A 15,231-nucleotide genomic window follows, 5' to 3' on the forward strand; every position below is an offset into this window, starting at 1 on the left:
GATGGGAGAATATTTATGGTTTTTTCGAGTTTAATATTTTTGTTTGTTTTTCTCACTGCAAACCTGATAGCATATTTTGCGGTGAGCCCTGAGAAACGCAATAATGTATTGCTGATATTTTCACTGGTGTTCTATGCCTGGGGAGGCCCGAGATATCTTCTGCTCCTGGCGGGAGAGACTCTGGTGAGCTGGCTGTTTGCCATTCGCATAGATGAGGCACGTGCCGGATATACCAAGAGATCTGAGAAGTTTTATCTTGTGTGTGACCTTGTGATAATGCTTGGCTGTCTTGCGATATTCAAGTATCTGGGATTTTTCCTCGGCAACATAAAGGCAGTGTTCGGCGTGCCGAAGACCGTGCCTGGAATAGCTCTCCCAATAGGAATCTCTTTCTATACATTCCAGCTCATATCATATGTGGTGGATGTGTACAGGAACGAAGTCAGACCACAGAGAGAATACTGGAAGCTCCTTCTGTATTCAAGTCTGTTCCATCAGTGTATAGCGGGACCTATCGTCAGATATGAGACCGTTGCTGATCAGATAGACAACAGGAAGATAACAGCGAACGACATATACATGGGACTGAGAAGATTTTCAGTCGGACTGGCAAAGAAGGCGATACTGGCCAATTCCTGTGCCAGCATAGCCGACACCCTGCTCCCGGCGGGAGTGGCGAGCCTCAAGGCTCAGACGACACTTGAAATGTGGCTTGGAATGATAGCGTATATGCTTCAGATATACCTTGATTTCTCAGCATACTCAGACATGGCCATCGGAATGGGAAGGATGGTAGGTTTCCACTATGATGAGAACTTTAACTACCCATATATGGCTACATCGGTAAATAATTTCTGGAGGAGATGGCACATATCACTCAGCTCATTCTTCAGGGATTACGTATATATACCGCTTGGCGGCAACAGATGCAGCACAGCGAAGTACATCCGCAACATGGCTATCGTGTGGTTTCTCACGGGAATGTGGCACGGAGCAAGCTGGAATTATATATTCTGGGGAATTTATTATCTGGGCTTCCTCCTTCTGGAGAAGTTTTATCTGGGCGGAAGACTCGGCCCTGTGGCATCCCGAATATATACGCTGCTCGTTATCCTGTTCGGATGGACCATATTCAGATTTGAGAGCCTTCGTGAGCTTGGAACAGTGCTTGTGGGAATGTTTGGAATAGGAACATCGGGATTTGCAAATATGGCACTTGGAACAATATTTGTGAAGAACATATTCTTCCTGATATTTGCATGTATTGCGTGTACGGATCTGGGCAAGAGACTCAGAAAATGGGCTATAGAAGTTGGAAAGGTCAACCCACTTGTATTCAACGTGTTCAATGTAACTGAGATGATAACACCGGTACTTATGCTCGTGATCTCAGTGCTGGCGCTTGTGGGTGCAAGCTATAATCCTTTCCTGTATTTCCAGTTTTAGTGGGTGATTTTTATGAAGAGAAGATATACCAGAAGTCAGAGACAACAATTAAAGAAATTCAGAACTCTGGGTGTTCTTATATTTGCCGCAGTCATGGCGATAGGAGCATTTATCGGTCTGCTGTTTTTTGTCAGACCTAAGAAATCCACGATGGAGAAGAGGACACTTGCAAAGTTTCCGTCATTCACTATAACGTCATTCCTCGACGGATCATACTTCGAGGACGTGTCACTGTGGTATTCTGACACATACCCTATGAGGGATAAGCTTGTGTCGGCTGACCAGAGCCTTAAGAAGCTGTACGGAATACAGCTCGGAACGCAGGTGGTTGGAGGAAATGCCAAGGGCGATGAGATACCTGAGGTGGACAAGAGTGCGGTGACCGCCACTCCTGATGATGCAGGCAAGGCGACAACTGAGAGTACCACGGAGGTTACGACAGAGGATCCTGAGATAGGACTTCCTGCGAGTCTGACATCGAAGAACAAGCAGGATGCGACAACTGAGAGCGGTTCGGTCCAGACGGTCGATCCACCAGATTCAAAGGCTATGGACAAGGCGTTCCAGAAGCAGCTTCAGGACAACCTGTATGTGAAGGATGGTTCTGCGTACAGCCTGTACTATTTCGTTCAGGACTCCGCAACAGAATATATAGATGCTATCAACAATGCAGCGGCACAGCTCTCGGGCCAGACAAATGTGTACGATATTCTTGTGCCGAACAATTCAGGTGTCCTGCTATCGGATGACGAGCTGGATAAGCTTGGCGGTTCCGATCAGAAACAGGCGATAGAGTATTACTATGGCATGATGAATGGCGTGAAGACGGTCGATATATTTGACACGTTAAAGGCGCATAAGGATGAATATATATTCTTCAGGACAGATCACCACTGGACCGCGGATGGCGCGTACTATGCGTATGAGGATTTCTGCAAGACGAAGGGCATAACGGCCATTCCACGTGACAAGAGGAAGACGGATACCTTCAAGGGATTCCTCGGAAGCTTCTACAGCACCCTGCAGAACTCTGACATGAAGAATAATCCTGATACTATATACGCCTACGAACCGATAGGAACAAATGACATGACCTACTGGAACGAGGATGGCTCGGAGCAGAAGTGGAATGTCATAATGGATGTGAATGGATGGGATAAGGGAACCATGTATTCTACATTTGTGGGCGGTGACACGCCGATGGCAGTGATAGAGAACCCGAATGTGACAGACGGTTCATCGTGTGTAGTAATGAAGGAGTCCTACGGAAATGCATTTATTCCATTTCTTGTGGATCACTACTCCAAAATATATATCATAGATTACAGATATTCACAGGTAAACATCCTTGACTTTGTGAAGAGCAAAAAGGTCAATGATTTTATCTGCATAAATAACATATCTCTCATAGGAGATAAAGATGTGGCGGCTACTATAAGCAGTCTGCTGCACTAGGGCATAATCGGAGGATTTGCAGACAGATGTCCGGGGATGGTCAACAGATATATGGAGACTGTTTCTGAAGGTACCAGAGGATTGTTCATGTTCTGCACCATAGATAATGACAAGGATGTGGACGTGTTCCAGGCGCTTGCAACTGTCGACAGACTTCTCTATCAGGAGAAGCGTGCAAAGAAGCTTCGCCGGATGGCTGAGTAAGACAGATATAAAAGACAAAATATATAAAGGCTTGAAAGAAGGAGAATGTATCATGGAGAGGTTAGGTTTCATAGGCATGGGTAATATGGCACAGGCACTCTGTGCAGGATTTGTGAATTCAGGGAAGATAGCGGCTGAGAGTGTATATGCATATGCACCACACTATGACAAGCTGGTGAAGAACTCAGAGAAGTATGGATTTACCCCGTGTAAGACACTTGCAGAGCTGGTGGATGCCGTGGATACGGTCATCATGGCATGCAAGCCTTATCAGATCAATGACGTTCTCGTTGAGATAGGAGAGAGACTTCACGGCAAGGCTCTTGTGTCGGTGGCAGCTGGCTGGGATTTTAAGAAGTACAGTGAGTATTTTGACAGTTCGGTGAGAGTGCAGTTTGTGATGCCGAATACTCCGGCAATGGTATATGAGGGAGTTATGCTCTTTGAAGCACAGAATTCCCTTGAGGAGGAAGAAAGGATACAGATCAAAGAGCTGTTCGCGGCTGTGGGAATTGTGGAGGAGCTTCCATCGAATCTCATGGGTATAGGTGGAGCAGTTACAGGATGTGGCCCTGCATTTGTTGACCTGTTCATAGAGGGCTATGCGGACGCTGCCGTGAAGTACGGTGTGCCTAGACAGACTGCGTACAGACTCATATCACAGATGATCCTGGGATCTGCCAAGCTTCAGCTTGAGACCGGTGAGCATCCGGGTGTGCTGAAGGACAACGTGTGCTCACCTGCAGGAACAACCATCTGCGGTGTTGCATCCCTCGAGGAGTCAGGCCTCAGGAGTGCATGCATTAAGTCTATAGATGCGATCATGAATAAGTAATAACGGCAAAGCCCCTGTATGATTGAAATATCATACAGGGACTTTTTTATTTCTTGACTTTTTTATTTCTTGAATTTTGAGAGGATGCTTATAAGCTGCCTTATGTTCAGCGGCTTTGACAGGTGTTCGTTCATGCCCGCCAGACGGCATCTTTCGAGATCTTTAGCAAATGTGTTGGCGGTGATGGCGATGATAGGAATGTTCTGTGCATCCGGATGCTCGAGCTTTCTTATGGCGTAGGACGCCGAGATTCCATCCATCACAGGCATCTGAAGATCCATAAGGATGCCGTCGTAGGTTCCGGCAGCAGATGTAGAGAACATGTCAACGCACACGGATCCATCCTCAGCGCGCTCACAGGAAATACCATTCATACCCAGAAGTTCAGACACGACCTCATAGTTGAGTTCGTTATCCTCTGCCACCAGAAGGTGCATTCCTACACACAGGGATTCTGCGTCGCTGCTATCACCGGATTGTCCAGACCACAGATCATCCTTTATGATATAAGGGACGTCGATGCTTACCTCGATGATAGTTCCACCACCCGGATTGCTCTGTACTGTGATGGTACCCTGCATTAGATCCACAAGCTCCTTCACTATGGCGAGCCCCAGACCGCTTCCGCGCACTTTGCTGATCCTGGTGTCTGTCTCGCGGGAGAATTTGTTGAACATGCTCGCCTGATATTCAGGCTTTATTCCAATTCCCGTGTCGCTTATTCTGGCGACGAGACGTATCTTATCGGAGCCCGGTATAGTCTCCTCATATAATTCAAACCCAACGTCGCCATGACCAGGTGTGAACTTGATGGAGTTAGACAGCAGGTTAGAGTAGATCTGTTTCAGCTTGAGTCCATCGGCCAGGATGCAGTCGTGATATATATCGTGACAGTTGAAGGTTATATTGAGTCCGTCGTTCATGAGAGCCTGATCGAAAACCATGTTCAGAGTATGACACAGCTCGGATACAGATGTTTCACAAGGCTTAAGCTGCTGTCTGCCGTTTTCCAGATTCGTTATGTCAAGAATGTTGCTGACGAGCTGTTCTATATAAGCCCCGGACGTCCTGAGCTTGCCCAGACAGTCGTCTATCTTGCTTGGATCGCCTAGTGATCGCTTTGCTATGTCGGCAAATCCCATTACGGCATTCAGAGGTGTTCTTATGTCGTGAGCCATCTTGGACAGAAATTCGGACTTTGCCTCGTTTGCCTTGTTGGCCTCCTCTGCCAGAAGCATCCAGCTCTGTTCACGTCTCTTTTGTTCACTGATAAGCCTTGTTACATACAGTATGTTGGTCACGTTGCCAAGAGCATCTCGCTTCTTCACAATAAATCTTGCCGAGTGCCAGTTGCCGTCGTTGGCGAGATAATCCATGGCTATGGTCTCGTCTGTGTGGAGACGCTCTGCGATGGTCGACAGATCAAAGAAATCAAGTATCTTGTCCTGATATTCGGGAACGACGAAGCGGTGACACAGCTCCTTCATCTTGGAGGAAGCTCTTCCCATGCGGCCTGTAAGTCTGTGTACCTTGTTATCGCTGGACACCTCCTCGTACATGTCCTGTGTAAGATCTATCCTGTATATTGAGAAGTAGATCTTGCTTATGGCGGATATGATCTCATTGTTCAGGTTAGCCTCGTCAAGTGCCTCCTGGAGCTGCCTCCTCGAATTTTGTTCAAAGCTCACAAGCTCGTCTATCTGCTTGAAGCCAATCAGCACCCTTGAAGATGAAGCCGCTGAAAAAGGGAATATCTCAGCCTCAAAGTTTTCCTGGCCCGCTGCGTTCGGAGTCACCCGGTATCTGTAAGAAAGCTTAGGGTGAGTGGCAAGATGATTCTGTATATGCTCTGCGCTGAGGATTTCTGTGAAGTCCGGGGCAGATTCTTTGATGACATATTTTTCGTAATACTGTCCGATCAGCTCTGAGTAGCAGAATGTTTTCCCAGCTTTGATGTCGTGTATGTGGGCAGCATTTGCCGCTGGGTCAAGCTTTAAAGGCTCGAGAGAATCATTCTGAAGATCCACGCAGTAGACGGATATGTAGTCCGTGCACAGAACAGACATGAACGTCCTTTCGCGGTTCAGATCCGACAGGCTCTTTTCGAGAGAATTATTGCGCTGCTCAAGAAGCTCGGTCATTCTGAGAGTCTCCCTTACATTTCCGAGATGACCGCCCACAACCCCAAGCAGACTTATAAAGGATTCCGAACTATCTATGTGGGGATTGTCCACACCGATAAAGCCTTTGAGCTGGTCCTTATAGAAGATAGGAAATGCTATTTCAGAGTGGATATCCTGCATGACCAGAAGCTGATACTCGGAAGGCATGAGATCCTTCACATCCTCCACGTTATCTATGATCATACTGTCGCCGCGCTCAAATGCTTCCAGCCAGTAAGGCATGTCGGCGGAATCTACGGACTGAAGATTGTCAATCCATGGCTGCACATTGTCACCGCACCACTCATATGAGTTGCGGAATACGTTGTCAGTCTCATCCCAGTCAAAAATATAAACTCGTTCTGACGAAGTGCAACTTCCGATGATACGGAGCAGAGTCTGTATGGATGCTCGGAGTTCAAAACGGTTCTGGGCTCTGTCAATGGCAACCATCTGCTGTAGTATAACAAAATTATCCATAAAATACCCCCCCTTTAGGTGTGTAGATTTTTGATATATTAATACATAAAGCTCTGTTTTTAAGACAATTTTACCTATTTTGAGAGAAAAAATCCATATTAATGTCAATTAATTCCATAGACAATATTTGTTAAAGACAATAGAATTAATGCGGGTATTTACAAAGATTTTGCGTAATTATACAAAAGATCCAATATATGAAAAATACAAAAGCAGTTGCAAGTGAAAATACTACATTGAGGAGTGGATCAAATGAGAGAAAAAGTTTTGATTGTTGATGACATCGAACTGAACAGAGAGATTCTGGCGGTTGCGCTTGGCGATGAGTACGAGGTACTGCAGGCATCAGATGGTGTACAGACGATAGAGATCCTGAAAACGGATAGCGAGGGGATAACTGCTATGCTGCTGGATCTCATCATGCCGAATGTGGATGGATACGCTGTACTGGATTATATGAGAGAGCATGGTCTGCTGGAGAGGATACCGGTTATCGTCATAAGTGCTGAATCCGCAAGGGATGTTGAGGTGAAATGTCTTGAGATGGGTGTTACGGATTTCATAAGAAAGCCATTTGACAGTGTTACGGTCAGGAGAAGAGTCAAGAACACAGCCGAGCTGTTCATGTACAAGAATCATCTGGAGGATAAAGTCAGACTGCAGACAAGAGAGCTGGAGGAGAAGAACAAACTGTTTCAGGCTCAGGCAGAGCAGATACGTGAGACCAATGAGAAGATAGTGGACGTTTTAGGCACGGTTGTTGAATACAGAAATCTTGAGAGCGGTGAGCATATCAAGAGGGTAAAGGAATTTACCAATATACTTGCAGAGAAGGCTGCGGAGAAATATCCGGAGTACGGCCTTACACCGGAGAAGATAGCTGTAATAGTTGCAGCCAGTCCACTTCATGACATAGGCAAGATAGCCATTAAGGACAGTGTGCTCCTGAAGCCGGGTAGGCTTACAGATGAAGAGTTTGAATATATGAAGACCCACACGACAAAGGGCTGTGAGATACTTACACAGATTGCAGGCACGTGGAGTGAGGAATACGAGAAGATCAGCTATGAGATATGCCGTCATCATCATGAGAGATATGATGGAAAGGGCTATCCTGACGGACTGGCCGGTGAGGATATACCGATATCGGCACAGCTTGTGTCCATAGCGGATGTGTATGACGCTCTTGTGAGTGATCGCGTGTACAAGAAAGCGATAGAGAAGGGCAAGGCATATCAGATGATACTTGATGGAGAGTGTGGAACATTTTCACCGAGACTTATAGAGTGCTTCAAGGAGTCCAGACAGGAATTTGAAGAGCTTGTGTGCAGATATGAGATGAATAAGGAGAACCAGATATGAACATCAGAGAGTGTTATGATACAATAGGAGCAGATTTTGAGGATGTACTTGGCAGACTTGGCAGTGAGAGCCTTATACAGAGATTCGCACTTAAGTTTATAGATGATGGAAGCTACAATGAACTGACAGAGGCTCTTGCGGAGAAGAATGCCGAGAAGGCATTCAGGGCAGCACATACACTGAAGGGGATATGCCTGAACCTTGGACTTAAGAATCTGTATACAGTGAGCTCGGATCTGACAGAGAAGCTCAGGGGGAGAGAGCTTGATGGATATGAGGCTTTGTATGAGAAGGTCAGTGAGCAGTATAAGATAACTGTAAATGCTCTTAAGAGTGTTGAATAGATCATTGTAGTGTGAGAAAATAGAAGAGATTTATGAGATGAAGAAGAGGACTATTGCCAGAATGATGGCGGCTGTTATGGCCGTGAGTATGCTTGCTGGTTGTGGTGATTCAGACGGCGATACAGCGAAGAAGGTGAATCTTGATCCAGATCATCCGGTATCACTGAAGATATGGCATTACTACAATGGAACCCTAGCAGGCAATATTTGACGATCTGGTTGATGAGTTCAATGCTACCAAGGGCAAGGATGAAGGGATATCTGTCCAAGCCGGTGAACATAGGAAAGTTTGAGGAAATGCTCTACGAGGTATGGAGCAGTCATAACAGAGAATTCAGCGTATTGCGCTAAGGGGGGTAAATATGACACAGCACTTGCAGACGATGATGTGTGAATACACCATACTGATAATCATGCTCTATATAGGTGTGAGATGTCTTAATCAAAGAAATAATAAGATCATAAGATCGTTTTCTCATTTTGTATTCGGAGTAATTGCTTTCCAGATAATAAATATACCTGTAAGAATGGTTGACGCAGGACTGGTGCGTATGCCGGCCGCGGTGGTTTTTGTGTTGAATTGCGGATTCATGATCGCAGAGACATTTGTGACATATGAATGGTTTTATTTTTTCGAGAGCATACAGAATTCATTATTTGTGGAAAAAAAGATAATACGGGCATTGCGCAGTATTCCGCTTGTTCTGATGATTGTGCTGTGTGTGGTCTCGTGGTGGACAGGCTGGCTTTTCTACGTGGATGATACGGGCATGTATCGCAGAGGAGCATTGTTCGCACTTCAGGTGGTACTTCCATATACCTATGTATTTGTGACACTCGTCAGTGCGATAGTATATTCCATTACCAGAAGAGAGAAAAGATCTGCCGTCATCATAACTATAGCACTCATACCTGCGCTTATATGTTCAGTGTTGCAGATTGTTGCGGGTGGTTCTTATGTTCTGGCTGGACTGACGCTTTCGGCGATGTTCGTGTATATAGAGCTCTGCATGGAGGATATTAGAAAGGTTGAGAAGCTTGAGGTTATCGAGAAGGCCAACCACGAGCTGGAGAATGCCCTGGATATGGCGAATAAGGCTAACAACGCTAAGACGGTGTTCCTCAACTCCATGTCTCATGATATAAGAACCCCTATGAACGCGATAATAGGCTTCACAGACCTTCTGAATGACAACCTGTCCGACCAAGACAAGGCGCGCGATTATATAGCCAAGATCAGATCATCAAGTGATTATCTGCTGTCCCTTATCAACAATGTATTGGAGATGGCAAGGATAGAGAGCGGCAAGACAGAACTGGACGAGAGCAGTATATCACTTAAAAGTCTTGATTCGGTGTACTGGCTGTTTGAAAGTCAGATGAAGGAGAAGAACATAGACTTTACATGGAATGTGAATGTGAAGCATAACAATATTCTATGTGATGTAGTGAAGATAAAAGAGATACTCATGAACATCATCAACAACGCATATAAGTATTCTCTTCCAGGAGACAGCGTTGCGGTGAAGATCGATGAGCTTCCATGCGACAGGGATGGTTATGTGAGGATACGCACAGTGGTCAGTGACACGGGAATTGGAATGTCGGAGGATTTCCTGGAGCATATATTTGAGGATTTCAGCAGGGAACAGACATCCACGGAGAGCGGACAGTTTGGAACAGGACTTGGCATGGCTATAGTTAAGAAGATAGTCGACCTTATGGGGGGAGATATAGATGTGCAGAGTGAACCGGGAAAGGGTACGACATTTACTGTTACACTTGAGCATCGTATATCCCAGAATGTTGAGGATGCTGGTTCGGTAGAGAAGCGCAACGAGGATTATTCATTTGAGGGCAGAAGGATAATCCTGGCGGAGGATAACGATCTGAACGCTGAGATAACAATGACGATACTTGCCGGTGCGGGCATGGAGGTCGACAGAGCCGCAGACGGAATCCAGTGTATAGACATGCTGGAGAAAGCGGAGCCGGGATACTACGATCTCATCCTCATGGATATACAGATGCCGAACATGGATGGTTACAAGGCAACCATGATCATACGAAAGCTGGACGACAGACGCCTGGCGGATATACCTATAATCGCTATGACTGCAAATGCGTTCAACGAAGACCGTAAGAAAGCCTTTGAGGTGGGCATGAACGGATACATAGCCAAGCCGATAAGCGCAGAGGATCTAAAGATGACGCTGGCTGGGATCGTGGAAGAATAATTTTGATGATTTTCCACATAATAACTCCAAAGCAATTATTTAACATGCAATGGAGGGTTAATACTGTTTATGAAGGCGACAGGAATAGTGAGAAGGATAGACGATCTCGGAAGGATAGTCGTTCCGAAGGAGATAAGAAAGGTTCTCAGGATAAGAGAGGGGGACCCGTTGGAGATATTTACCGGCAAGGAGGGCGAGATAGTTCTCAAGAAGTATTCGCCCATGGCTGATCTGACTGCATTTGCACAGCAGTATGTGGAGGCAATATCCCAGAGCCTTGGACTGCCGGTTGCCATCACGGACCGGGATTCAGTCATAGCGGTGGCGGGAATGCCGAAGAAGGAGCTGATGGGCAAGGAGCTTCACAGTGAGCTTGAGAGCGTGATAAACGACAGGAAAGCGATAGTTGCCCGCAAAGGCGATGCGAAGTTCATACACATAACCACAGACGACCTGAATTACGATGGACAGGTGGTGCAGACCATTATATCAGAGGGCGATGCAGTGGGCTCTGTCATCGTGATAGTGCGTGACAGCGGACACAGAATAGGTGAGATAGAGCAAAAAGCAGCGGTGATCGCGGCGGCATTTCTGGGCAAACAGATGGAAGGGTAGCCGGTAATGCAAGAATTTGGCAAAAAGTGAGTAAAATCAAGGGGTTTCGGCCTCGAAATCCCTTATTTTCCTTGACAAATATAACCATTTTAGGTATAACTATACATGTTGAGCTCAGAGTTTTCTGCTTTTGCGGGTAGCAGGCGGATGACAGAGAGCATTTATTTTTTAAAGGAGGAATTATCTAATGAATAAGACAGAATTAGTTGCAGCAATCGCTGAGAAGACAGAATTATCAAAGAAGGACGCTGAGGCAGCATTAAAGGCTTTCACAGACGTTGTAGCAGATGAGTTAAAGAAAGGTGAGAAGATTCAGTTAGTTGGATTTGGTACATTCGAGGTATCAGAGAGACCAGCTAGAGAGGGTAGAAACCCAAGAACTGGCGAGACAATGACAATCGCTGCTTCAAAGGCACCTAAGTTCAAGGCTGGAAAGGCATTAAAGGATTCAATCAACTAATCTTTAAGGGTTTGATATGAGACTTGATAAATACCTTAAGGTATCCAGAATCATCAAGAGAAGAACCGTGGCGAACGAGGCATGCGATGCCGGAAGAGTCATGGTCAACGACAAAGTGGCTAAGGCCGGAACCGATGTCAAGGTTGGAGATGTTATCGAGATAGAATTTGGCAACAAGACGGTGAAGGTCAGAGTTACAATGATTGCAGATTCCACTAAAAAGGAAGATGCCAAGGATATGTTTGAGTATGTGTAAAAATATGCCGGAATATACATAGTGTATTCCGGCATATTTTTTTTGTGGGCTCATATAGTTTATTAAATAGCTTGAGAAGGTTTCTGAACATGGGGGAAGTTAATAAGGCAAAAACCCACAAGGTGGTCATGGACAACAGGAACAGTCTGTCCATGACAGGGATCAGCAAGGTCACATCAATAGATCCTGATCTGGTTCTGCTGGTGACCGAGCAGGGGAAACTCAAGATAATAGGCAAGAATATGCAGGCGACAAATCTGGACCTTGACAAGGGAATGCTGGATCTCACAGGAAATATCAACTCCATGATATATTCGGGTGACAAGGAAGGTGCTTTTTCTATAAAGGGGTTGTTCAAGTGATGAGCGATATGGCGGCAGGGCAGCTCTGGGGATATGGGATATGTGTTGCAGCCGGAGCGTGCTCAGGTGTACTGGGATCGCTGTTCTGGTTCATCTCAAAGCTCTTTAGGAACAGCCGCGCGGTGGCGTGGATATGCGATATTACACTTTGGTTGATATTAAGTGTAGTAGTTATGGCGGTCAGTTACATATGCTGTGACGGAGATCTGAGACTATATATTTTTTTAGGATTTTTTTCAAGCTTTTTACTTGTATTTTTTACTATAAATTGGGCTGCTTCGAAAATTGCAAACCATATATTGTGTAAGAAAAAACAAGATTCAAAAAATGTGAAAATGTGACGGCAAAAAGTGCGTTGACATAATTAGTCTTAAATAGTAAAATTATGTCAATATGTTCGTTTGGCTACGAACTTTTTGTATATTATTACAAGAAAAGACAAGTAATAAAGTAATGAATGGGGAGTTTCTAATGAATAAGACGGTCGGCAGATCAAAGTCAAAAAAGAATAACAAGATCACAACGAAGCTTGGAATGGTTCTGGTTGTGAGCTGTCTGATATTGCTGGCAGTGGTTGTACTGTACAAAGCACAGAGCCTGAAAGCACAGAAGGAGAGCCTGCAGGTTCAGGCTGCGGAGCTTCAGGAACAGCTTGACAGTGCGAAGGAAGATTATAAGAAGCTTGAAGAGCGTGAGAAATATATGCAGACAGATGAGTATGTTGAGGATGTGGCCAGATCACAGCTCGGTCTCATATATCCTGACGAGATCGTGGTAAAGCCTGAGGAATAAAGTCAGAACATAGCGGATGCTGATTTCAGCATTCGCTATTTTTTTGCGCATTTGACGGATATACTTCTTGTCACTATGAACAGGAAGGCGGGAAAATGTTGATGAGAGAAAAGGTGAATGGGTTCGTCGGAGTGATGGCGGTGGCTATTCTGTGTATGGTCAGCGGCTTATGCATGGTCTGGGGGATAGCCCCGGTGGTTCTGGCTGTGTATGTGGCGGCCTGTGCGGTGTGTGGGAGATACATGATAACCTGCATCGGGTGTGCGGCGGGAGTCGCAGCCGGATCTATGGGCATAGCAGGGCTGTTGCACGCATATGAGTATATGATACCGGGGCCTGTGTATTCCGGTGTGATGGTGACGGAGAAATATCTGGTGCTGCTGGGACTTGCGATGTGTCTTATGAAGATCGTGTACTCCAGAAATTCCAGATCGTATGTAAGGGTGATCGTCGTCATGTCGGCTGCCGTGCTTATGGGAAACATAGTGGTATATGCGGATAACATGCTTATGGCTGCAGCTTATGGAGTGGTGGAGGCTGCGATATTCATGTGTGCCAGTGTGATACTGAAACCGGGGATTGGACTTCTATATACATATATCTGCGGGGATGCCTCGGATGTGGAGAGGGATGAGAGCTGGAATATAAGTCAGGGCATAGTGAGCCTCATGGCGCTGGCGGCGGTCGTTCTGTGGGTTGTTCCGGGTGAGGATATCTACGGTGTGAATCCGGCATTTATGCTAGCTCTGGTTCTGATATTGTACGCGGTGTATAGAACTGGAGCGGTGTACGGATGCGGAATGGCGGCGGTGGCGGGAAGCATCGTGTCGGTCAAGCTGAATGACAGCAGGTGGCTCATGTGGATGCTCCTTGTGACGCTGGTCATGCTCATAGGCCGGGCACTCACCGGGAGAAGAAAGGTGTCTGCAAGTCTGTTCTATGTTCTGGGGTGCGTTCTTGCCTCCGTGGCGGATGGAACAGTGCTGTGGAACGGCTCTGGGCGGGAGACCGCATTTTACTATATAAATATCGCCGTTCCGGTCGTATTGTTTGCGTGTATACCTGGTGCTCTGCTGGGCGCCATGGACGAGGAGACAGATCCGGCGTGTCTTCAGGCGGCTGCTGCGGAGATTAACAGACTCACGGCCTGCAAGATAGAAGATATGGCAAATGTGTTCAGACGGCTCGATTATACATTTGCCGGGAGCGATGAGCCGGCGATAAGCCTGGGACAGATCGGCGAACTCGTGGATGGCTTCAGGAGACAGATAGATCTGATAGGTGAGGCGAGGGAGATATCCGATGAAAAGCTGCTGGGGCAGATAAGATCGCTGGGGATGGACGAGGTCAGGGTCACGGCATCCATGGACAGTGGCAACAGGAGCCGATACTATGTGGCGGGAAGAACGTCAGGTCAGGGCATGGTGCTGTCAAGACAGGTGGCTGATGTACTGAGTGGGTATTTCAGGAAGAATATAAGGGCGGGCATGGATTCGCCGAGCCTTTTCTTCGATGAGTACAGATCTGCCGTGTACGAGGAGGCGGCGCGTTACAAGGGGCGTTACCATGTCAGAAGGATAAAGAAATATGGCTCTCCGGTGTCGGGGGATAATTTCTCGGTGAAGGAGTATGAGGATGGCAGGCTGGTGATGATGCTGTCTGACGGCATGGGAAGCGGAAGCCTGGCCTCCTGCGAGAGCTGCATGATGCTGGACACCATGGAGGAGCTGCTGGAGGCGGGATTTGCCCCGGAGTACAGCATTGCATTTGCCAATCGATGTATGTCCAGGAGAAATAAGGGCAGAATATTCACGACATTTGATATGGTGGTCATAGACATGTACGACGGCACCATGAGGAGCTTCAAGCAGGGGGCGTCGGTGACCTATGTGATACACCCAGGCGATGATGGAAATGAGGTCCGCCAGATAACGAGCACTACTCTTCCCGTGGGCGTGCTGGACGATGCCGAGTGCGACATGGCGGATGTGAAACTTGCGGCGGGGGATGCCGTGGTCATGGTGAGCGATGGGCTCTCGGATATGGATGTGTCCGATCACATGCAGGATGTGCTCAAGGGAATAAGAGTGGGTGACAGCAGACGGATGGTCGATGATATACTGGGCGCCATGATAGGACAGGGGGATGTGTCGCTTCGGGATGATGTGACGGTCATGGCGGCGGTGATATCAGGATCTGAGAAAAGTAGCGCAGCCTGAGT

17 protein-coding genes are annotated in these 15,231 nt (G+C 46.7%); 16 read left to right on the forward strand and 1 reads right to left on the reverse strand.

What is annotated here, in order from left to right; all coding sequences use genetic code 11:
• The first annotated feature begins 15 nt into the window (after positions 1-15).
• The 4 genes from OCV54_RS10995 to proC are packed head-to-tail and all read left to right on the forward strand — an operon-like array spanning position 16 to position 3,940.
• Positions 16-1,446 (forward strand): MBOAT family O-acyltransferase, encoded by a 1,431-nt coding sequence (locus OCV54_RS10995; RefSeq protein WP_055223993.1) that lies wholly within the window; start codon positions 16-18, stop codon positions 1,444-1,446.
• 12 nt (positions 1,447-1,458) lie between these two features.
• A complete protein-coding gene (locus OCV54_RS11000; protein WP_055223995.1) occupies positions 1,459-2,901 on the forward strand; it encodes a DHHW family protein in 1,443 nt (480 codons plus the stop codon).
• 36 nt (positions 2,902-2,937) lie between these two features.
• Positions 2,938-3,105, forward strand: a complete 168-nt coding sequence (locus OCV54_RS11005) for a hypothetical protein (protein WP_156327925.1) — start codon at positions 2,938-2,940, stop codon at positions 3,103-3,105.
• A gap of 52 nt (positions 3,106-3,157) precedes the next feature.
• Positions 3,158-3,940 carry a pyrroline-5-carboxylate reductase gene (gene proC / locus OCV54_RS11010; protein ID WP_015534601.1) on the forward strand — a complete coding sequence of 261 codons (783 nt, stop codon included), beginning with the start codon at positions 3,158-3,160 and terminating at the stop codon, positions 3,938-3,940.
• 62 nt (positions 3,941-4,002) lie between these two features.
• On the opposite strand, the gene OCV54_RS11015 is transcribed toward proC, so the two are convergent.
• Positions 4,003-6,582, reverse strand: coding sequence for a hybrid sensor histidine kinase/response regulator (locus OCV54_RS11015; protein WP_055223997.1), 2,580 nt, complete (start codon positions 6,580-6,582; stop codon positions 4,003-4,005).
• A 252-nt stretch (positions 6,583-6,834) separates the two neighbouring features.
• On the opposite strand from OCV54_RS11015, the gene OCV54_RS11020 reads away from it, so the two are divergent.
• The 12 genes from OCV54_RS11020 to OCV54_RS11075 all read left to right on the forward strand — a co-directional run bounded on the left by OCV54_RS11020 (position 6,835) and on the right by OCV54_RS11075 (position 15,229).
• The gene (locus OCV54_RS11020; protein ID WP_055224000.1) at positions 6,835-7,944 is read left to right on the forward strand and encodes an HD domain-containing phosphohydrolase; all 1,110 of its coding nucleotides are present in this window, start codon (positions 6,835-6,837) and stop codon (positions 7,942-7,944) included.
• Positions 7,941-8,288: an Hpt domain-containing protein gene (locus OCV54_RS11025; RefSeq protein ID WP_022217002.1), complete on the forward strand. Its 348-nt coding sequence runs from the start codon at positions 7,941-7,943 to the stop codon at positions 8,286-8,288. The genes OCV54_RS11020 and OCV54_RS11025 overlap by 4 nt, the downstream gene beginning before the upstream one ends.
• A gap of 37 nt (positions 8,289-8,325) precedes the next feature.
• Positions 8,326-8,499 (forward strand): hypothetical protein, encoded by a 174-nt coding sequence (locus tag OCV54_RS11030; protein WP_015534605.1) that lies wholly within the window; start codon positions 8,326-8,328, stop codon positions 8,497-8,499.
• The gene (locus OCV54_RS11035) at positions 8,496-8,639 is read left to right on the forward strand and encodes a hypothetical protein (protein WP_156327926.1); all 144 of its coding nucleotides are present in this window, start codon (positions 8,496-8,498) and stop codon (positions 8,637-8,639) included. Before OCV54_RS11030 ends, OCV54_RS11035 begins: the two co-directional genes overlap by 4 nt.
• Positions 8,640-8,650: 11 nt before the next feature.
• Positions 8,651-10,525 (forward strand): hybrid sensor histidine kinase/response regulator, encoded by a 1,875-nt coding sequence (locus OCV54_RS11040; RefSeq protein WP_015534607.1) that lies wholly within the window; start codon positions 8,651-8,653, stop codon positions 10,523-10,525.
• A gap of 69 nt (positions 10,526-10,594) precedes the next feature.
• Positions 10,595-11,140 carry a stage V sporulation protein T gene (gene spoVT, locus OCV54_RS11045; RefSeq protein WP_055224002.1) on the forward strand — a complete coding sequence of 182 codons (546 nt, stop codon included), beginning with the start codon at positions 10,595-10,597 and terminating at the stop codon, positions 11,138-11,140.
• A gap of 187 nt (positions 11,141-11,327) precedes the next feature.
• Positions 11,328-11,600, forward strand: a complete 273-nt coding sequence (locus OCV54_RS11050) for an HU family DNA-binding protein (protein WP_015534609.1) — start codon at positions 11,328-11,330, stop codon at positions 11,598-11,600.
• Between the two features lie 16 nt (positions 11,601-11,616).
• Positions 11,617-11,856, forward strand: coding sequence for an RNA-binding S4 domain-containing protein (locus OCV54_RS11055; protein ID WP_015534610.1), 240 nt, complete (start codon positions 11,617-11,619; stop codon positions 11,854-11,856).
• 89 nt (positions 11,857-11,945) lie between these two features.
• The gene (locus OCV54_RS11060; protein WP_015534611.1) at positions 11,946-12,218 is read left to right on the forward strand and encodes a YabP/YqfC family sporulation protein; all 273 of its coding nucleotides are present in this window, start codon (positions 11,946-11,948) and stop codon (positions 12,216-12,218) included.
• A gap of 8 nt (positions 12,219-12,226) precedes the next feature.
• Complete coding sequence (gene yabQ / locus OCV54_RS14850) at positions 12,227-12,559, forward strand: spore cortex biosynthesis protein YabQ (RefSeq protein WP_238051102.1); 333 nt, start codon at positions 12,227-12,229, stop codon at positions 12,557-12,559.
• Between the two features lie 130 nt (positions 12,560-12,689).
• Positions 12,690-13,010: an FtsB family cell division protein gene (locus OCV54_RS11070; protein ID WP_015534613.1), complete on the forward strand. Its 321-nt coding sequence runs from the start codon at positions 12,690-12,692 to the stop codon at positions 13,008-13,010.
• 95 nt (positions 13,011-13,105) lie between these two features.
• On the forward strand, positions 13,106-15,229 hold the full coding sequence (locus OCV54_RS11075; RefSeq protein ID WP_055224004.1) for a SpoIIE family protein phosphatase: 2,124 nt from the start codon (positions 13,106-13,108) through the stop codon (positions 15,227-15,229).
• Positions 15,230-15,231: the final 2 nt, after the last annotated feature.

Origin of the sequence: Coprococcus aceti (assembly GCF_025567285.1) — a bacterium.
In the GTDB taxonomy this organism is placed as follows: Bacteria; Bacillota; Clostridia; order Lachnospirales; family Lachnospiraceae; genus Coprococcus; species Coprococcus aceti.